Source organism: Collinsella aerofaciens, assembly GCF_039836695.1.
Lineage (GTDB): Bacteria > Actinomycetota > Coriobacteriia > Coriobacteriales > Coriobacteriaceae > Collinsella > Collinsella aerofaciens_BD.
This window is the reverse complement of the sequence record NZ_JBDPAC010000009.1, coordinates 60081-79576: the sequence shown is the minus strand read 5'-3', so window position 1 is coordinate 79576 and position 19496 is coordinate 60081. Positions and strand designations below refer to the sequence as shown.

Genomic DNA, 19496 nt, shown 5'->3' with positions numbered 1-19496 from the left:
TGTTAAAAGGGAGGTAGGATGACTAGAAAAAAGAGCCCGCAGGAGATTGAGATCAATCGCCAATTTGGTCAGAATCTCAAGCAGGCCAGAAAACAGCTAAATATCAATCAGACTGTTGCGGCTCGTAGAATTGGCGTTGAGCTTGTCACCTACCAGTCATACGAACAGGGCCGAAGGTTTCCGTCAAACGAGACCTTAGAGGCTATTTGTAATGCGCTGAACGTACGTCTGTCCGAACTCGTCGACCCCTCATGGCGTGATCTTCATGCTATATCCCCCGCAAAGTCATTGATTGCCCTTACGGAATTGGAAAAGGCTGCGACAAAACCAGCGGAAGTTAACGATGACTCCTTTGAAAGGCTTCGGTCTGCTTGGATTCGTCTAAATGACAACGGGAAAGGTATTGCGCTTTCGCTAATTGAAAGCTTGCTTGAAAACGACCTGTTGTTGAATGATTCTGAGCCGGCCTTTTCAAACGGTGATTCTCACTCCTCCGTGGCCCAATCAGCATAACGATTAAAGATCAGCTGGAGGCAAAATCACTATGCCTAAATTCAAAAATGGCCAAATTGAGAAACAAGGTGCTCAGAGAAAGGAGCACCCATGGGCAACAATCTGAAAACCATTCGCTCCAATAGCGGAAAGACTCAAAAAAAAGTAGCGGAAGAGCTCGGTATTTCGCTTTCTGCTTACAGAACGTATGAGCAAGGGACGAGACGTCTCACGGATGAGCTTTTGCTCCAGCTCTCGATATATTTCTCTGTCTCAGTTGATTCAATTCTTGGATCTAAATTCTCAGCATCGCTTTCTTCCCCCTCGTTTCTCGAAGACTCCGAAATGCGTTCAATAGTTAACGCCGCGGTCTCCGAAATGAACAAAGAAGACAGGCAGCAGTTTAGAAAGCTGTTGGAGAGCTATATGGCCCTCAGCTCAGCCGGAAGAAAGCAGCTTGCAGATAGTGCAGACACTATGAACCGTTCTGGTAAATACAAGAGATTTGGCAATATTGCAAAAAGCAACGCCTCAACTAGTTCTCGCGGTAGAGCCAAGACCGCCTAAACGATCGAACGGAACCTTTACCACAAGGGTTCTTTGTCCTGATTGGAATACAATACGAGGTAGCCACAATGCCTAAAAACAAAATCGGACTAATTGAGAAAATAGGCGTCGACACCGACGGTTTAGAGATATTCAGGGTTAGAGTCGAAGCCGGCACCCGTGAAAGGCGTTCCACAAAAAGGGTAACGATTCATGGAACCATGAGGGATGCCCAGGCCGCAGCTTCTATGCTCTATGTCGAGTTGAATTCCAGCCTTTCCGAACGCGACATTCCTGAGATTACGCTGAATCAATACTTTTATGGCAGGTTTATCCCAGCCCTGGAAAAAGAAGGTAAGACCAACAGCACAATCGACGGATATGTCAAAAACTACCGAAAATGGATCTCCCCGAATCATGGCGAACGAGTCCTCTTGAATCTAGATGAGGCTAATGTCCGAAATCTCATAGAGCAATCTGGGACCCCGAGAAACACGCTGCGGACGTACAGGGCGATTTTGAACAGAGCCAAATCGGATGGTTTCATGCGCCATAAAATGGATCTAACGGGACTTGACGCCAGGGCGAAGAAACAGAAACGCCCCGCGCCATGGTCACCCTTTGAATTAAAGAAGGCTGCCGACGCACTCGTTGATGATGAAATGGCATATCTAACCCTGCTGGTCGGTAGCGCGGGTCTTCGAAAAGAAGAGAACCTTGCAATCACGCCAGCCGACGTACAGATATTGAAAATGCCGACTTCCCAGGGCGTAAAAAAGTATGTGCTCCTGAACGTCCATGCGGCCTATACCGACGAGGACGGACTTAAGGTCACCAAAACAGAAGAGTCTAAAAGGCACGCTCTGGTTCTTCCAGAGTTTACGGAAAGGTTTCTTTCAGCCCTCGAGGCCACGAAGCCCTCAATCGAGCAAGTTGAGGACTGCTGGCTCATCAGGCACAAGACAGCCTGGCACAAGTCCAGAAAAGCCAAATATAGGATCGAAACCGTCATGGGAAATCGAAAAGATGCCCAGGCAGTTGCAAGTCGGTTGGCCGCAGAAACGGCAGCAAAGTATAAGTTAGGCTCAAACCCAAAACTAAAAGAAGTTGCCGATGGAATTTGGACTGTCACCGTTTTTAACGGATATGTCGACACCATGGAGAGGACCATCGCACCTGAGGCGTTCATCGGAACCGAACAAGATGCAACGCGACACGCTCTGGAGCAGTGGAGCAACCGGCGAATTCTTCCATGTGCCGGCGAAACACTGCGCGGCCACTGGGAAACCGCGCTGAGGAAGCATGGCCTGAGGTTTATCCCCGTGAATAACCTGAGACATACCTCGGAGTCGCTCATGGCCGCCAGCGGAGTTTCGACTCCGACAATTTCAAGCATGCACGGACATACGCAGTTCAAGACGGATTACCAGCACTATATCGATCTAAATGTCGAGGCGATCCTTGATGCCGCCGATAAGGTCGACACATTCATGGCTTCAGACATGGCAAGCGGCGGCTTCACTCTCGAATCACTTATTGAGAAAAAGGACTTCTAGAAGATGTTCAAAAGCCAAACGCGAGCAGCCTCTATACAAGTCAATACAAACTACGCCTGAGGCAATGAGAGGCGATATAGAGAGCCGAATCGATTTCTTGGTACACAGATGAGTACCAGACTTTCAGATGTCCTTATAACGCGTCTGAACGCTTAGCCCAACCAGCTCTGCCGAAAAACTGCGACCATCGATTCATCGCACTTCCAATCTTTTTGGCGAAAGCAAACGCATCGATCAGTCGATCATTAAGCTCATTTTAAATCTTCTGATACAGACGGAACCCATATCTATGCACAAGCCAGTGGTGGATAGTGGTGGATATCCAGAAGAAACCAGTGGATTCTAGAAGGAATAGCCAATAGTAAAGCGGTTTCCCTGATTTACTGATTATCAGGGAAACCGCTGGTAGATAGTGGTGGGCCCTCCGGGATTCGAACCCAGAACCCAGGGATTATGAGTCCCCTGCGCTAACCGTTGCGCCAAGAGCCCTTATAAAGTGGCACTTGCAGTTGGGGTGGCAGAACAGCCTCCAACAGTTTGAACCACGATGTGAAATACTACCATGCGCACGGCACCCGTTCAACGCACGATCTTGTCGACCAGGAGGATCATGGTGCCGCCTTTGACCTTGTTTTACTATATGAAAAAAGGCCCCAACTTGCGTTGGAGCCTCATTCAATGCTCGGGTGGAGACGAGGGGAATCGAACCCCTGACCTCTTGACTGCCAGTCAAGCGCTCTCCCAGCTGAGCTACGCCCCCGTGCGAAAAAGTACTATACGGGAACTCGGATCACGATGCAAGGACAATTTTGGAAAAACTTTCCGGAGGCGCGGGCGCCGCTGGGACGAGAGCGCGGCGCGGACTCGAGGGCAAGGGACCCGCGATGCCGGATCCGGCCCGCGGGGCGCGCCCCGCGGGCGGCGGCGCTGCCGCCGCCCTCCTCCCCGGCGCCCCCAGGGCATCTCGGGTTCCGCCGCTCGCCGGTTTTCGCTTCCACCCCACGGGCCGCCATCCGCCCAACGACCATCCCGCCGGCGCCGGGCCCATTATCGGGGCCAATCGCGCTCCCGCCGACCCGGCGATTTCAAAACCATGCCGGTTTACGGGGCCAGGCCGGGAACCCCCGAGCGTGCCGTAATCGGTAAAATCAAAACCGCAGGTAGACGACTTGCGCATTCAGCGAAATGCAGGGTATGGACGGCCGGTCCGGGTCCAGCCCCGTAATCCGGCATGGTTTTGAAATGATACTAATTCACTAGCAGGAAAACTAGGTCGTTCTAGCGCCTTGTCGCCGGCTAATTTCCGAGTTCCAACCAGTTGCACAGAACATTTGCTCGCAGTCGCGTCTCGGCGCGCTTCATTGCCTCGGATTTGGCTTTATATCGAATCCCCAAACGACTGCAGACGCTTTTGACTATGGCGTCTAGCTGTTTTTTTGTCGTTAAGCATATCGTGGGTTACCAGGAACACATCGAAACCCATGCTCTGGAGCGCAGTCATGCGCTCCGCATCTTGGTCAAGTACCGCGCCTGACCCATGGATGACCTCACCTTGGATTTCGATAATTGCTGCCTTCATTAGGATTGGGTTTACAATCACGATGTCACCGTAGCAAACCTTTTGACCTGCGATGCTTTGGGCTTCCTCGGATAGAGGGGTTAAATCGTTGAGGTATACGTATCTGAATCCTGAACCACCTAGACGTCGAGAACGACTTAGAAGCAGGACCCCCGCGACCTCGAGTGGAGATGCAGCAATGCCGATAACCTGCTGAGCGGCATCATAAAAATGCTTTCCCCACATTTGACTTTTGACCTTTTCGGCGAATCGATGCAAGTCGCTCAGTTCGATGAATGGCTTTCTCATCCAAAGCGAAGTACCTTTGAGTTTCGTAACCTCTCTTCCATCCTCGCGATTGTTCGTTTGGCCTTCATTTGCTGGGACCTTTACGGTTGTGCGGGCATAAACTCGTTTCCAAGGAATCTCGTCTTCGCCTTCTCCAAGTTCGAACAGATCCTGCGTGCTGGAATTGCGATTCTCCTTTAACGCGATTTTTAGCTGCATTTCGACAGCGGGGGTCGGCTCGAAAACAGAAAACCAGCCGCAAAGTTCGTACATAGCCAGTACGAGATCTATTTGGGACACAAAGCGTGTCATAGTAAATAACGTGTTAAGCGGATTGGTGACGCTAAAGCCTAAATGAGTGTCGGTTGTTGTGCCGGTATCCGAAGCCCCTTCCCAGCGAATAGTGGAGCGCAATCCCGAGTGGTGATTACAACAACCTGGCGAAGCAACAGCGATAATCGGGGTCTTGAGGACATCGGTTACGAAAGGGGCTTGGGATAGGGCCCGCCAGCCGTCATCGGAGCTGGGTAGGCGCGGGTAGAGGTCATGCACCTGCGGTGGGCAGCGCCAGTAGCGGAATGCGGTGTTTGCGCAGACGATTTCGTCCATGTGGCCTCCCCTGGTTTCGACCGTAGGCCGTGCGGATTGCGGGCATGGCCGATTATCTACCGGGGCATCATGCGGGTAAGTACGGGAAGCAAACTAAATGCTGACAAAAGCATGCCGAGTTCCGCCGAAAAACCGTCGTGTGATAGAAAACCGCTGGAAGGAGCTTTGGGCATGTGGTCCCTGTCTCCACATTTGCGCGCGGATCACATGGGGAATTCAATGAAAATACGCATGCGTTTTATACAAAACATGCAATGGCGTCAGCAAAAAGGGTGCGAAAAAAATGACGCCTTATACGACTACGATTCGTTTTGGAATCACCCTTGGTGTCAAAAAAGGTCAGAGGCTAAACACCTCTGACCTGTGCTTTAGATGGTGGGCGATACAAGATTCGAACTTGTGACCCCATCCGTGTGAAGGATATGCTCTACCCCTGAGCCAATCGCCCGTCGCCTTTCGGCAAAAGAGATACTATCATAGCCGCGCGTGGTTTACCAAGAACTTTTTGCCCTCGATTGTAAATTCGTGGGCGCAAACCGCGCCACCGCAATCAGGGTGGACGACAAACCAGCAGTTAGACCGACCTTTATCGCTTGATCCACGAGGTCTCTGGGCGGCAGATAAGTCGTGCGTTGTTGTAGGCCATGTCGAGCGTGAGGCAGGTGCGCGCTGCGTAGAAACCGTCCTCGCGTTGGATGGTCAGCGCCAGCTCGGGCTTGTCGCCAGTTAGGCACAGCGGTAGAAGCAGCTGAATTCGGCCGCCGTAGAACTGCGGCACCGCGAGCGTATAGTTGGCGGCGGCGCGGCGGGCGGCCTCGACGACAGCTCCCTCAAAGGCGCGGCGCAGCAGCAGCGAGTTGCCCTCCCCCATCAGGCTGGCGGGAATGCGCGTCAGGTTCTCCTCGTCGCCCAGAATGTGGTCGATGTTGGAGCGGATGGGCAGGCGGTAGTCAAAGACCAGCTTGGAGGGGTCCTCGGCAAAGCGCACGCGGCATGGCAGGTACTCAAACGAGACCAGCATGGGGTCGCTCTCCTTAAAGAAGCCCTTCAAAAACCAGCGCTGGCGCGCGTCGGGCTTGGTGTTGGGCTCAAACAGGCCGTAGATGGTCTCGTAGCGGCGCGTGTAAAGGCCGGTGTTGAATAGGCATCGGTCGTCGTCGAACACCAGCGGTAAGTTGGACGGGGCGGTCTGGTCCACGTCACGCTCGGTTAAGAACACCGCGCGGCTAAACGAAAACGACAGGTAGTTTTTGAGGATGCGGTTGCCGGGACCCCAGTCCTCGGGGTCGGCGAGGTCGGCCAAGCGCTCGTAACAGGGCTCGGGGCAAAACGCGAAGTCGTACACATTGCTGCACAGGGTGCTAGGGAGTTCCATGTGGTGTCCAATCCATTTTATAGCTGGTGTGCGAATGCTTAGATTCTATACGCGCAACGCACCGACGCACGCGCTTTCTATCATCCCGATTGCAAGCGGACGCTTGGCCAAAGCCGCAGTTACGAGCGCAAGGTCAGCATACGGCACCTAAAACCAAGCCCACGAAGTCTCTAAGGCCTCGTGGGCCTGCTGTTCCTTCGCAACTCGCTTGCGAGCTCTTCGCGCGTGCGTTTCCCGGAGACCAGATCCTGAATCCATTCATAGTAGGGGTTATCTTCAGGATTTGGGTTATCGGAAAAGTCCACCGATACGTTTCTAACTCTAATAATGGCAAAGGCAATAACTAGGCTAGTCCTCTTGTTTCCATCCTCAAAGATGTGGTCCTTTGCCATGTGTTCCGCAATATAGCTTGCTTGGTCGAAGATGTCCGAAAATCTATCAATCGGGGACTGCCCAAAGATGGTGCAAAATGCGTTTGATAGAACGGATTCAATTCGACCATGTATAAGGGTGGCCCTGTCGCCCGTCATACAGGTTGTGTAGCATTTTCCAAACGCAAGCAAGCCTTCGTGCAACTGCACTACAGAAGAGGCAAGCGCCTCTATCGCTTCCTCGTCATCAAATACGAGGGGATCGAAAGAAGACGGTTGCCCCATCGTGGTGGACATTAGGAGTTCTCCAAAAGCCTCAGCGCATTGGGCATGGCAGCAATTGTTGATTGCACGGCCTGTTCGATTGTTACGACGTCGTTATTGTCTAAACCGTCATTAGACGCAAGAATTGCCTCCGGAGTGATGGGGTTATCCCTGTTCGGCGAATATACACTCGCCCATGCCCCATCTGGCTTGTGTGACAAGGTGACCAAATCAAATGCAGAGAGCATACCAAGTCTGTTCATCACAGAATCGATGAGGTTTTTAGACGTCTCGTCAAATATCACTGAGCCAGTCGATTTGCGAATGCAGTTTCGGCCATACGAGGAGAACGCATGATAGACCATAGGTTCAACTGGACCATACTGCCAAGCCTCAATAATGTCATCGAAAAGCGGTCGATTGTATTTGCGCAACGATTCGACTTGCGAATAATAGACGAGCTTATTCAGCTTAAGATTTGTGATCTCGAACTTATCGCTCCAATTATCAACGATGTAGTTTGCAACGTTCAGCGCTTCCATTTTCGCTCTCCTTTCAGTTGGCAAAACTAATCCACTAGACTTTAAATGGGCTGATTATGTACCCAATTTTAAGATATGTCGAGTTAGCCCTCGATGAATTCTCTTTTAATTGCACGACAAATTGTTTCATAGCGCGCGGACATGAATTCGTCGTGCGTACTTTCACAAAAGACTGAGAGCAAAAATGGTTTACCAGATGCTAACCGTTTGCGCTGGCTTTAAGAGTCAGCCGAAGCTCAGATTCAAATCGTTGTCAGCAAAATACTTATTAGACGTTATAGTAGCGATTCGCGACGCCTAGGAGCGTTATGCCAAGAAGGAAAAGCGTCATTGATGCTGCAATCCAGCAGTTGTCGCCGGTCTTGGGGAGTGCCACAGTTGTCGCGGTGGCAGCCTTGGGCTTGGGGACTTTGGCGACCGTGGTCTTGGTTATTGTCGTTGTTGTCTTGGTTGTCGCGGCCGCTGGTTTCAGCTCCGGATTTGCCGTGGGACCTGTGGTGGGCTCTCCGGCAGCGGGATTAGCATCGATGGGAGACTTATCCACGCTATCGCCAGGCACAACGACCCCATCGGTCTCCCCCGCCGGAGGCGTGGCTACATCGGGCTCAATAACCACATGCGGTGCTACCGCACCGGAGGCATCCACCACGTCGCTAGCACCAAAAGCCCCACCGGCAGGCGCCACAAAGCACGTAGACACAAGCGACCCGCCCATGCACGCAACGCCGCTATCGGCACCAGTCGCATCCAGCCACGAAGCATCGACGGAAAGCCGACAGCCAGCTGCGCCATCGCCAAGGCCCGCGTCCTGCAGATACACGCCGTAGGCGTGCACGCCCGCTCCGGACCCGGTGCTCGCGGCAACGACGCGCCCGCTGCCGCGCACGGCCATGTCGCCCGTGATCACGCCGGCAACTGCCTCGTCCGTAATATCGGCCCCGTCTGCCCGGGCATCGACGGTGCAGCCGTCCACCACGAGCGCCTGCGAAGCGTGGATCCCGCACTGCGAGCCCGTCGCCGTCAGGGTCCCGGTACCGCGAAGCGTCAGGTTGCCCCACACCTCCATGCCGCACAGCGTGATGTCCGCATCGGGCGCACGCGACTCCGTCACGGAGTTTTGCCCGACAAGCGTCAGCACCAGGTCACCGTCAGCGCCGATGGCCTCGCCCGCATAGCCATTAAGCTCCAGGTGGTCGGCATCGGTCCAGGCCCAGCCGGGGCCCGACACGCCCGGCTCGTAGTACGTCGCGCCCGCGATGATGAGACTCTCCGCGCCCGCGGCATAAGAAGGCCCGCCCAGCAAAACGCATAGGCAGGCCATGGTAACAATCGCAATGATATGACGGCTGGTGTAGGACTCGGCAGCAAACATACCCGCTCCGATCTTCGCAGGAGCCAATAGAATGTGCACCAGAAAATGCCCTGGTAACAGTAGTTATTAGTTTAGCGAGATCAAGGCATAAACAAAGAAAATGTCCCTGAACAGTGCCAATAATTAGGTGTAAATCGTTTTGCCAATCGGTGAAAGGAAGAATTCGTATTGGGCGCGGGCACGTGAACCACCACGTGCTCGCATGTTGCCTTTATGTGTTGCCGACTCTCTCAAGACCAACCTGTGCAGATATCTCGTGGAGAATATGACGGTAACGTCAGAGAGCTCACCATTCCTCTAATGAGTCTTGATCGCATTTCTCATCATCTTATATAAGATGATGAGAGTAGGTTGACCCTCAGAACGTGCTCCTTTTTAAATCGCTAAATTAGTCTCCCGAAAGCCGTTTAACCATGAATTGCATTTTACGGCTTTTAATAATTACCTTGAAAAAGGAATGAACCGACTCGTCATCATTAATCCAGTAATTAGGCGTTTCAGTGTAAAAATCAAGAAAACGCTCGAGGTCATCTCCGACTTCGTAACAAATATTTATATCGGGTTCTACGCGTACCGGATAAACGGGGCCAACATCTGCCGTAAACACACGGAATTTGTATTCATCACCGTAGATGTCAAAAGCATATTTATTAGTATCGTATAGGGAGTTGGCATCCTTTTGTGAGAGCTGTTCCTTCTCAGCTTTTGTATTTTGTAAAGCTGATTTTAATGTCTGGGCATATTCTTGTGAGATTAGCAGCGGCGAAGACTCGGTGTTTTTAATTCGAGTAAATCTAGCATGCACCTTATTACTTGAGGCGGATTCCAAATCTCGTGCATATGAATCAATGATTGATATGAACGAGTCGGTAGTATTGATCTCGTTGCTAGTGAATAAATCTTCCCATAAATTCTCTGTACCCATGATCTATTCTCCAATCGTGATAAATAAAGGCAAATGGTCGCTTAAGGCTTTATTTGGTGAGTTATTGGCAATAAGAGATGTGTTACCAATGGAGCGAAGATAACGGTAGCGGAGTATTTTTTTGGACAAATCGGGGCTTACGATGGCCTGATCGTAGCAATGCCAATAGTACGTGTCGGCACCGTTCGACCGATAAAATGATCCGCAGTTATCATTCGCTTCTGAAATAAACTCAATTGTAGGGTTATACATAAAAGGGAATTGGTGAAACGAGTACGTCTTCGTTTTTAGTCGGCATGCGACTTCCGAATATAGCGTTGCATTAAAGCTGGTCGCTTTAATCATTTCGTGATCGAAGGGCGATGCGTTGAAATCACCAATTATCACATTGGAGGCGTGCTCAAAACGCAGCTCTCTTTCGTTTAGTTCTTCCATTATTTCACGAGCCGCATATTCTCGACCACTGCCGTATGGATCAGATGATCTGTCGGGTAAATGAACTCCAACAATATTAATTAGTGACGATCCAAGAGAAAAAGTGCCGATCGAATAACGCAGCGCGTCCATGAACTCGAAGGCTCTGATATTTGATTTCACTAAAAAGCGTACTTTACCAGGAAATTCATTAAATCCTAGAAGTCTATATTTACCGTTTAGTTTAATTTGAAGTGATGCGAAGTCCATTTCTGATGCTTCTGCAAAAATTGCCACATCTACATTTTCGGTAATAATAAAACTAACAATAAGATCAGAAAGATCATGTTTGTTTATATTCCAAAAGAACAATTTCATCGTGCAGGCAATCTTTAAGAATGGACTATATTTCTAGTGTTATTTTTTATTCTAACAGTTTAGATAAAAGGTGATGATTCGGGGACCGGAAGGTTCCCGAATGCTATGCTCTTCCCAGCCAAACAGAGAATTTGCCCGAGCGCCCGCCCGGATCTTTGTTTGGCGACAATCCCTCCGGGTGGGCGCTCGGGCGGATGGGACAGATCCATATGGGAAGAGCGAACCCCTTCAGGGCGCTCGTGGCGTGCCTCGCCGCCGAGGAGTTCCTGCCGCTCAGGGAAGCCGTAGACGAGAGGCGCTGCCGCGAGGAGGTCGGTGTGGGCACGCTCGCCGAGGCCGCCGCGGCCTATGGGCCGGACCCGAAGTGCCCGGTTGCGGCGCCTGGAGGGACGGCTCCACCGCTGCCGGCGTCCCGAGGTAGCGCTGCCGCTGCTGCGGCAGGAGGTTCAAACTCCCTCATGGGCACGGTACTCGAGCGCTGTCGAAAGCCGCTCCCCGCCCGGATCTCCTTCATCAGGCCCATGTGCCTTAACGCCCCCGTCGAGTGCACGGCCGAGCTGCGCGGCGTCACCCACAAGACCGCCTTAGAATGGCGGCACCGCGTGCTCGCCACGGTATCCGGCTACCAGGACCGGATCGTGCTGCGCGACACCGTCTGGGTGGACGAGACCCACATCAACGACACCGACCACTCCAAGGGCTATGGGCAGGCGCGCAAGCGCGGCCTGTCCCGCCAGGAGCTGTGCATCTGCTTCGCCATCGATGTCCACAAGAACCCGGTCACGGTCGCCTACGGCCACGGGAAGCCCAGCTCGGCGCGCTTGAGGAAGGCCATGGGGGCAGGATGTCGCCCGGGCCGCCGTGCATCCACGACCCCGAGCGGGCGCACGGCGTGCTGGTCAGGGAGGGAGGTCTCGACAGCGAGGCGCATAGGGTGGACGTCAACGACCCGGTCTACCTGGAGCGGATAGAAATGGCGAACGACCTGTGTTCTTGGCTCAAGCGCTACCTTTGGCGCTTCACGGGGATGTCGCCGCGGAACCTGCAGGCCTACCTCGACTGGTACGTCTACCTCTTTAGGGTCAACCAGGCCAGGGACAGATGGGACCGGACCGAAAGGGTGGTGCGCCATATCCTGATGGCCGACGCGACTTACCGCAGCTTGGGGTAGGTGCGGTAAGTCGCGTTATCTGAACCGTTGCATTACTAATCATCCCGTAATTCATCAATTCGCTCAGCGCCATATAGGGCCTGCTAGTTGTATTTGCCGCTGAATTGCACCCCGCTTGATTTGCTGACATAGAGTCTTGTATGAAGCGGCAAGAGCGCTTTCTTTCTCAAAGAGATCTTTCCGTTTATCGGGCTCATGTAACTTTTCAGAAGCCTGTACAAGCGTCCATTGATATTCCTTTGCACTCTGACTCATCTTATTCAATAAAATCTGATACTGATACATTGAAAACAAAAGGGATTGATAAGCTTCTATGAATTCGGCTATTGCGTCTCCACTCTTTCCTTTGAAGCAAAATTTTGCCTCCATAGCGAGCGTTCTCATTTCATCAAGCTTTAAATGCAATTTAAGTTGAGAGCCGGCATCTAACACATGATTTATTGAGGCTGAAATTGATTGCAAGTACGTGGTGTTAGTTAGCCAAACAAATAGCCGGTCGATAGCCAGTTGTGGTTCGTCGTTATGCTCCAAGTTCTTCGCGTTTTTTGCGTAAACGCTCATGAGTTTATCGACGGTTATCCATATATTTAAACGTCGATTGAATAGAGACTGTTTATTGCTGAGACGAGCTTGGTAACAAGAAATGAGCAACGCGATGATTGCCACAATCGCTGAGATGTATTCAGGTAGATTCGTTAGGTCCATTGTCTCCTCCGCTACTAAAAATCAATTTACAATGCCATGATTATCGCTCCGCATTCATGATTCTCTGATTCGGCTCCAGATTGAGTTCAGACCAATGCTGAGGGAGCTGAGGTACGGCAACGTCGACCGTCCTCTGTACCCAGTTCAAGAAGAAGGACTGGCACCCGAGGCTCGTCGGCGGGGTCCACGCGGACGCAACCATAGACAGGATCGCGCGCAAAGCGGTCTGGGCTGACATGGGCGAGGCAAACATGCGGCAGCGCCGCGGGGCGAACCGTTAGCAATAATCAGCAGCACTCAAGCGAGCAAATACTCAGTTTTCCGAAAGCCCCCCTACAGCAGATAGGTACTTATCAGTAAGTACTACTGAAGCAACCCAAAGCACGATCTGACTTTTACGCATTGCATGAGAAGAAAGGGGCTAGAAGAGTATCGGCTCCCCCACCATGAATTCGCAGACACCACATGGGAACCTCCGGCATCATATTGCTGCCTATTTAAGCCATCTCAATCGAGCTTTCTGCAACCTCAATGCCGGGCGCGTATTTCTGCACCAACGCATCCAAAATTATTCGGTTCCCCGGCGTCATCTTTGGGGAAACGACGATCTTCATCGAAGAAAATGCTTCGTCTGAGATAATCAAATCGTAAAAGGAAGGAATTTCGGGATCGCATCTATCAAGTATGACCTCAGTGGCCCTCTTAACTGCCTCAACATCACCCTTGATTACAGAGGCGATGCCCACAGGAACTGCCGTTAAAACATATCGCCATTCGTTCTGGTATGACCAGGCGGTAGCTTTATGAATCCCAAGTGTGTTTAAATCGGCTTCTATCCAGCCGTTTTCGCAGTTACGGATCAACTTTGGAAACAGAAGCGACTTATCGTTCGTATACTGGACTTCATGAAGCATCTCAACGCTTCGGGCCATTTCTTTAAAATGATATTTTTTATCCCAAAAGTCTTCGAGCGGCAATTGAAGTCCATCAAACTTGCCACCAGGAGTATTCAAAACTGCGTCACTAGATAGCTTACTTAGGCTCTCGGTAGACACAGAGTAGCGCTTAAACGGATAGCTCTTCATCTGGATTCTTACTCCACATTCAGCTCCAGCATACTCGCGCCACATGGGGATGCTCTCCTCATCAGAAGAGGTCCAACAACTGACGAGCTTCATTTTTCCAAGATTTTGAGAGTCCGCTGAACGCTGTTCTTGTGGGTCATCAACCTTATCTAACCGGCTGAACCTGATAGTCCGATTATGCAGAATCAAGGCCAGCGTATCTAGGCTTGCATAATGATAGAGAACGGCGGGTGCTTCCATGTTTGGCTCCAAACTATAACAATGAGTCCATATCATTGTTCATCAATATTTATAGACATTATTACAAAAAATCAATCAGTTCCAAACTGTCCCAAGTATCCCTCCCCCCTCCCCAACTCTGTCCAAAAAGTTCGCTGTTGTTGATTGGCGTGACCGTAAAAATAACCCTACTTACATATACACGGAGTGTTGGCCTGGCGCCGCCTCCGGGCCTTGGCGCCCACCTTATCGAGAAGCACCGCTATGAAACGAGTCTTTTACCGCTCGCTCTGCGCAGTTCTTTGCGTATCTATGCTTAGTGCAGCAATACCTGTAAGGGTTATAGCGGAAGAAGAACGGCGGCAAGAAAACACCATGGAGCAGTCTGAGACTGGCGCAGCGGACAATTTGGGCGGCAGCATGACAGGCGACATCGATACAAGCGAGATCGGCAATGAGTCCATCAAAAATGATTCAGATCTCGCGAATCCAATTGCACCTCAGGTGGAACCTCGGGTTTCCCTAGCTTCCGACATGTCGACCGATTCGGAACAAGCCACAAAGGCCGCAATAAGTGGATATCAGTACAGCGATAGCGCCACCAGCGGCAGTGTCACCCTCACCGTCGAATGGAACGATCCAGTACTTGGACAGCCAACGACCTTCCACGTAAGCGCAACAGGTGGCAGTGGCAGCTATCTCTTTCGCATGGATGCGCCTTCGTACTCTAACTCCAACGAGTACGCCTATGAGTCGGTCGCCGATCCAAGCCGCGGGGAGTGGACAAAGTACACCGACGCGTGCGTTAGCCACGGCTTTACGTTCACAACGACGGCTACCGGATCGTATAACTTCCGCTTTTACCTCATGGACAAGGCGTCGGGCGTTTACTACTTGCGCACCAACTCGTATATCCAGGTTGCAGATGATGCGTATCCCGCGTTGCGAGCATTGTCAATAAAGCAGTGTCACAAGCCAAGCAAGAGACAGATGATTCTGAATACGAAATGGCTCTCTATCTTCACGACTGGCTTGTCGATCAGCTTGAGTACGACAACTCGCTCACGTGGTCCTCGGCTGAAAGTGCTCTTACGAGGGGGCTTGGGACGTGTCAAGCCTATGAATCAGCGTATGCGAAACTACTTTCTGCCGCAGGCATAGAAAACACGGAAACCCGCGATACCTATGATGGGCATACGTGGAATGCGGTTAAACTCGATGACGAAAGGTATCAAGTTGACTGCACTTGGGATGACACGTCTGATAATTATTACGGAGATCTAGACCAACGCCATCTTTACATCTGTCTTACTGACGAGCGCATGGTAATTGCACATCCAGGGCACGATAAGATATATTCAGCTGATGGTTATGCTGCGCGTTCTACCAGTCTTTAAGATAACTACTTTGTACGTAACGGTAAGGCAGATAAAGGGGCTGCTAAGTATTTCAACCGTATCCAAAAGCACTTGGACGCAAAAGAGTTTGGGTTCACGATATACGCTTACAGCCAAAGCTTTCCTTCCAGTATTAACGGCATCCAAAACGGCGTCATCACCTATGCGATGAATCAGCGGAAATGGAACGCAAATAAGAACATGGTTGATCACGCTGTAGAATCAGTCGTTTCGGCTCAGTCAAATGGTAAATGGTCTTCTAAGTACATATGCAAAACCGTCTACCCAGAGATGTTCGCCGTCGAATATTTCGACGCGGGCTCCGCCCCCCCCGCAGACCACGACCGAGGTGAAGTTCGGCGAGGCTAGGGGGACCGCCACGGTCTCCGAGCTCGGGTTCGGGTCCGGGCGCGACGTGCTGCCCGGCGCGTCCACATCCTGCTCGGGGACGGCGTCAGGCTCGACGCGGCTGCCCGCACGGGCGTGACGAGGCTCTACGCTCAGTACGACTAATCATCTTCGTTAAAAATAACGGGGGCTTTTGGAGGAACAGAACCTCCAAAAGCCCCCGTTTACGAAAACAGATGTTACCGGGAAATAGTTTACTTCAGCACGTCCGCAATCCGCTTGCTCGCATGCCCGTCTCCGTAGGGGTTCGAAGCATGGCTCATCGCCTCGTACTCGGACTGATCGGAGAGCAGGCGGCTGAACTCGCGGTAGATGACGTCCTCCTCGGTGCCGACGAGCTTTAACGTGCCGGCGGCAACGCCCTCGGGGCGCTCGGTGGTGTCGCGCATGACGAGCACCGGCTTGCCCAGGCTCGGGGCCTCCTCCTGGATGCCGCCCGAGTCGGTGAGGATGAGGTGGCTCGCGGCCATGAAGTTGTGGAAGTCGAGAACCTCGAGCGGGTCGATGATGTGCAGACGGTCGAAGCCGTCGAGCTCCTCGTGGGCTGCCTTGCGGACGAGCGGGTTCATGTGGATAGGGTAGATCGCCTTGGTGTCCGGATGCTCCTCCATCACGCGGCGGATGGCGCGGAACATGCGGTGCATGGGCTCGCCCAGGTTCTCGCGGCGGTGCGCCGTGATGAGGATGAGGCGCGAACCCTCCGCCCAGTCGAGCTCGGGGTGGGAGTAGCCCTCGCGCACGGTGGTGCGCAGGGCGTCTATGCCGGTGTTGCCGGTAACCCAGATCTTGGACTCGGGCTTGCCCTCGGCGAGGAGGTTCTTCTTGCTGGCCTCCGTGGGGGCGAAATGGTACTCGCTCACGATGTCTACCGCCTGGCGGTTGAACTCCTCGGGCCAGGGGCTGTAGATGTCGTGCGTGCGCAGGCCGGCCTCGACGTGCCCCACAGGGATCTGCAGGTAGAAGCATGCGAGTGCGGCGGCGAAGCTGGTCGTGGTGTCGCCGTGAACCAGGACCACGTCGGGCCTCTCGTCCTCGAGGACGACCTTAAGCTTGAGCAGCACGTCGCACGTCACGTCGAACAGCGTCTGGCCCGGCTTCATGATCGCCAGGTCGTGGTCGGGCGTAACGCCGAAGACGCGCAGCACCTGGTCGAGCATCTCGCGGTGCTGGCCGGTCACGGTCACGACGGTCTCGAACTCATCCTTGTGCGCCTTCAGCTCGTTGACGAGCGGGCACATCTTGATTGCCTCCGGACGGGTGCCGAAGACGAGCATTACCTTTTTATTAGACAATTTAGGCCTCCGTACTTAAGATCATATTCTTTAGGTACTCCCCCAGCTCTTCCTCCCAGTCGGGCATATGGAAGCCGACGGACTCGAGCCTGGACAGGTCGAGCGCGGAGTGGACCGGGCGCGGGGCGACGGGGCCCTCGGCGCTCGCGTAGTAGTCGGCGGTCGATACCGGCACGACCCTGTCCCCGTTGCCGTTGGCGGCATCGAAGACGGCGCGGGCGATATCGGCCCAGGACCTCACGGCGCCGGAGCCGGTGCAATCGTAGGTGCCGTAGGGGGCCTTCGCGTCCAGCACATGGAAGATGGCCTGCGCCATGTCGCGCGTGAAGGTCAGGCGTCCCAGCTGGTCGTCGACGACGGTGACCTGCTCCAGCTTGTCCTCCGGGTCGGCGACGCGGTCGGACAGCCCCTTCATGGTCTTGACGAAGTTGTGTCCCTCGCCGATGACCCAGGAGCTGCGCATGACGTAGTGGCGCGGGCACCCCGCCACGGCGATGTCGCCGGCGGCCTTGGTCTGGCCGTAGACGGAAAGCGGAGAGAAGGGCTCGTCCTCGTCGTGCACCTCGGCGGTGCCGTCGAAGACGTAGTCGGAGGACACGTGGACGAGCGTGATCCCGTGCCCGGCGCAGGTGCGGGCGAGGAGGGCGGGGCCGGTCGCGTTGGCCTTCCAGGCGGTCGCGCGGCCCTCGGGGGTCTCCGCCCTGTCCACGGCCGTGTAGGCGCCGCAGTTGATGACGGTGCCGTAGAGCGACCAGTCGTACTGCGCGTAGGCCGCCGGGTCTGACATGTCGAAGGTGTCGATGTCGCAGAAGTCGAAGTCCTTCGCCACGCCGCGCTCCTCGGCGAGCGCGCGGACCGCACGGCCCAGCTGGCCGTTGCAGCCGGTGACGAGGGTGCGCTTCGGCGCCATGGGGACGACGTCCCTGAGGTACGGGTGGTTGAGGTCGGCCTCGGAGACGGTGGCCTGATCCAGCGGGATCGGCCACTGGATGTCGAGCTCGGGGTCGGCGAGGTTCACGAAGGTGTAGGTCCTCTTCAGCTCGAGCGACCAGTGGGCGTCCACCAGGTAGGTGTAGGCGGTGCCGTCCTCGAGCGCCTGGAAGGAGTTGCCCACGCCGCGCGGGACGTAGATGGCCTTCGACGGGTCGAGCACGGTCGTGTAGACCTTCCCGTAGGTGGCGCTGCCCTCCCGCAGGTCCACCCAGGCGCCGAAGACCGAGCCCGTGGCCACGGAGATGAACTTGTCCCAGGGCTCGGCGTGGATGCCGCGGGTGACGCCGCGGCTGTCGTTGTAGGAGATGTTGTTCTGGACGACCTTGAGGTCCGGGATGCCCAGGGCGGTCATCTTGGCGCGCTGCCAGTTCTCCTTGAACCAGCCGCGCGAGTCGCCGTGGACGGCCAGGTCGACGACCTTGAGGCCCCCGATGCCGGTCTCGGCGACGGAGAGGTCCTTCTCGAATGCGATGTCTGCCATCTATCTCTCCCCTCCTACTGCCCCTGCGCGCGGTAACGGGCCTCGGTGGCCTCCTTGGCCGGGCGCCACCAGGACTCGTTGGCGACGTACCAGTCGATGGTGGCCTTGAGTCCCTCGGCGAAGTCGGTGTGGGCCGGCCTCCAGCCCAGCTCGCGCTGCAGCTTGGTCGAGTCGATGGCGTAGCGGCGGTCGTGGCCGGGGCGGTCGGCGACCCAGTCGAAGTCCTCGGGGTCCTTTCCCATCGCCTCCAGGATCATGCGCAGGACCGTGATGTTGTTCTTCTCGCCGTCGGCGCCGATGAGGTAGGTCTCCCCCGTGCGGCCCTTGGTGAGGATGTCCCAGACGGCCGAGGAGTGGTCCTCGGTGTGGATCCAGTCGCGGACGTTCTCGCCGCGCCCGTAGAGCTTGGGGCGCACGCCGTCGATGATGTTGGTGATCTGCCTGGGGATGAACTTCTCCACGTGCTGGTAGGGGCCGTAGTTGTTGGAGCAGTTGGAGATCGTGGCGCGAAGCCCGTAGGTGCGGGTCCAGGCGCGGACCAGCATGTCGGAGGACGCCTTGGTGCTCGAGTACGGGCTGCTCGGGTGGTACGGCGTCTCCTCGGTGAACTTGGCCGGGTCGTCGAGCGCCAGGTCGCCGTAGACCTCGTCGGTGGAGACGTGGTGGTAGCGGACGCCGTACTTGCGGACGGCCTCCAGCAGGCGGAAGGTGCCCTCGACGTTCGTGCGCAGGAAGGGCTCGGGGTCGGCTATGGAGTTGTCGTTGTGGGACTCCGCGGCGTAGTGCACGATCGCATCGTGGCCCGGGACGATGCGGTCCAGCAGCCCCGCGTCGCAGATGTCGCCCACGACGAGCTCCACGCGGTCCGCCGGCAACCCGGCGATGTTCTCGGGGTTGCCGGCGTAGGTCAGCTTGTCCAGGACGGTGACGTGCACGCCGGGGTGGTTGTTCACGACGTAGTGCACGAAGTTGCTGCCGATGAAGCCGCAGCCGCCCGTGACGATGATGTTCCTGGGCTCGAAGAGCTCTTCAGACATATTTGTATCTCCCATTGG

At 54.3% G+C, this 19496-nt stretch carries 18 protein-coding genes and 3 tRNA genes; 6 read left to right on the top strand and 15 right to left on the bottom strand.

The genetic code is table 11. The features are described 5' to 3' along the window. The first annotated feature begins 18 nt into the window (after positions 1 to 18). From ABG996_RS05960 to ABG996_RS05950, 3 genes are all read left to right on the top strand, one after another. Positions 19 to 513, top strand: a complete 495-nt coding sequence (locus tag ABG996_RS05960; protein WP_347479732.1) for a helix-turn-helix domain-containing protein — start codon at positions 19 to 21, stop codon at positions 511 to 513. A gap of 90 nt (positions 514 to 603) precedes the next feature. Further along, positions 604 to 1059, top strand: a complete 456-nt coding sequence (locus tag ABG996_RS05955; RefSeq protein WP_347479733.1) for a helix-turn-helix transcriptional regulator — start codon at positions 604 to 606, stop codon at positions 1057 to 1059. A gap of 68 nt (positions 1060 to 1127) precedes the next feature. Further along, on the top strand, positions 1128 to 2594 hold the full coding sequence (locus ABG996_RS05950; RefSeq protein ID WP_347479734.1) for a hypothetical protein: 1467 nt from the start codon (positions 1128 to 1130) through the stop codon (positions 2592 to 2594). A gap of 413 nt (positions 2595 to 3007) precedes the next feature. Here the strand turns inward: ABG996_RS05950 and ABG996_RS05945 are convergent. From ABG996_RS05945 to ABG996_RS05900, 10 genes are all read right to left on the bottom strand, one after another. Then, positions 3008 to 3083, bottom strand: a tRNA-Ile gene (locus ABG996_RS05945). A gap of 198 nt (positions 3084 to 3281) precedes the next feature. After that, positions 3282 to 3354, bottom strand: a tRNA-Ala gene (locus ABG996_RS05940). A 618-nt stretch (positions 3355 to 3972) separates the two neighbouring features. After that, positions 3973 to 5049: a hypothetical protein gene (locus ABG996_RS05935; protein WP_347479735.1), complete on the bottom strand. Its 1077-nt coding sequence runs from the start codon at positions 5047 to 5049 to the stop codon at positions 3973 to 3975. Between the two features lie 373 nt (positions 5050 to 5422). Next, a tRNA-Val gene (locus ABG996_RS05930) sits at positions 5423 to 5497 on the bottom strand. Between the two features lie 138 nt (positions 5498 to 5635). After that, on the bottom strand, positions 5636 to 6424 hold the full coding sequence (locus ABG996_RS05925) for a DUF3825 domain-containing protein (RefSeq protein WP_347479736.1): 789 nt from the start codon (positions 6422 to 6424) through the stop codon (positions 5636 to 5638). A 170-nt stretch (positions 6425 to 6594) separates the two neighbouring features. Further along, positions 6595 to 7092: a Fic family protein gene (locus ABG996_RS05920; RefSeq protein ID WP_347479737.1), complete on the bottom strand. Its 498-nt coding sequence runs from the start codon at positions 7090 to 7092 to the stop codon at positions 6595 to 6597. Continuing rightward, positions 7092 to 7601, bottom strand: a complete 510-nt coding sequence (locus ABG996_RS05915) for a Panacea domain-containing protein (protein ID WP_347479738.1) — start codon at positions 7599 to 7601, stop codon at positions 7092 to 7094. The genes ABG996_RS05920 and ABG996_RS05915 overlap by 1 nt, the downstream gene beginning before the upstream one ends. 268 nt (positions 7602 to 7869) lie before the next feature. Continuing rightward, positions 7870 to 8973 carry a hypothetical protein gene (locus ABG996_RS05910; protein WP_347479739.1) on the bottom strand — a complete coding sequence of 368 codons (1104 nt, stop codon included), beginning with the start codon at positions 8971 to 8973 and terminating at the stop codon, positions 7870 to 7872. A gap of 388 nt (positions 8974 to 9361) precedes the next feature. After that, positions 9362 to 9898, bottom strand: a complete 537-nt coding sequence (locus tag ABG996_RS05905; protein WP_347484063.1) for a hypothetical protein — start codon at positions 9896 to 9898, stop codon at positions 9362 to 9364. Between the two features lie 3 nt (positions 9899 to 9901). After that, positions 9902 to 10690, bottom strand: a complete 789-nt coding sequence (locus ABG996_RS05900; RefSeq protein WP_347479741.1) for an endonuclease/exonuclease/phosphatase family protein — start codon at positions 10688 to 10690, stop codon at positions 9902 to 9904. Positions 10691 to 11148: 458 nt separating this feature from the next. On the opposite strand from ABG996_RS05900, the gene ABG996_RS05895 reads away from it, so the two are divergent. Both ABG996_RS05895 and ABG996_RS05890 read left to right on the top strand, forming a co-directional pair. Further along, positions 11149 to 11661, top strand: a complete 513-nt coding sequence (locus tag ABG996_RS05895; protein ID WP_347479742.1) for a hypothetical protein — start codon at positions 11149 to 11151, stop codon at positions 11659 to 11661. Beyond that, positions 11625 to 11861, top strand: coding sequence for a hypothetical protein (locus ABG996_RS05890; RefSeq protein ID WP_347479743.1), 237 nt, complete (start codon positions 11625 to 11627; stop codon positions 11859 to 11861). The genes ABG996_RS05895 and ABG996_RS05890 overlap by 37 nt, the downstream gene beginning before the upstream one ends. 63 nt (positions 11862 to 11924) lie before the next feature. Here ABG996_RS05890 and ABG996_RS05885 read toward each other — a convergent pair whose 3' ends face one another. Together ABG996_RS05885 and ABG996_RS05880 are read right to left on the bottom strand one after the other, a co-directional pair. Next, complete coding sequence (locus tag ABG996_RS05885; protein WP_260699968.1) at positions 11925 to 12566, bottom strand: hypothetical protein; 642 nt, start codon at positions 12564 to 12566, stop codon at positions 11925 to 11927. Between the two features lie 497 nt (positions 12567 to 13063). After that, complete coding sequence (locus ABG996_RS05880) at positions 13064 to 13891, bottom strand: DUF2971 domain-containing protein (RefSeq protein ID WP_260699970.1); 828 nt, start codon at positions 13889 to 13891, stop codon at positions 13064 to 13066. Between the two features lie 986 nt (positions 13892 to 14877). On the opposite strand from ABG996_RS05880, the gene ABG996_RS10835 reads away from it, so the two are divergent. Continuing rightward, positions 14878 to 15267, top strand: coding sequence for a transglutaminase domain-containing protein (locus ABG996_RS10835; RefSeq protein ID WP_430733174.1), 390 nt, complete (start codon positions 14878 to 14880; stop codon positions 15265 to 15267). A 602-nt stretch (positions 15268 to 15869) separates the two neighbouring features. Here ABG996_RS10835 and wecB read toward each other — a convergent pair. From wecB to rfbB, 3 genes are read right to left on the bottom strand one after another with little or no spacing between them, the layout of a single operon-like run. Beyond that, complete coding sequence (wecB, locus tag ABG996_RS05870; protein ID WP_347479745.1) at positions 15870 to 16967, bottom strand: non-hydrolyzing UDP-N-acetylglucosamine 2-epimerase; 1098 nt, start codon at positions 16965 to 16967, stop codon at positions 15870 to 15872. 1 nt (position 16968) lies between these two features. Then, positions 16969 to 18441 carry a sugar nucleotide-binding protein gene (locus ABG996_RS05865; RefSeq protein WP_347487181.1) on the bottom strand — a complete coding sequence of 491 codons (1473 nt, stop codon included), beginning with the start codon at positions 18439 to 18441 and terminating at the stop codon, positions 16969 to 16971. Positions 18442 to 18455: 14 nt separating this feature from the next. Further along, positions 18456 to 19478: a dTDP-glucose 4,6-dehydratase gene (gene rfbB / locus ABG996_RS05860; RefSeq protein WP_347479849.1), complete on the bottom strand. Its 1023-nt coding sequence runs from the start codon at positions 19476 to 19478 to the stop codon at positions 18456 to 18458. Positions 19479 to 19496: the final 18 nt, after the last annotated feature.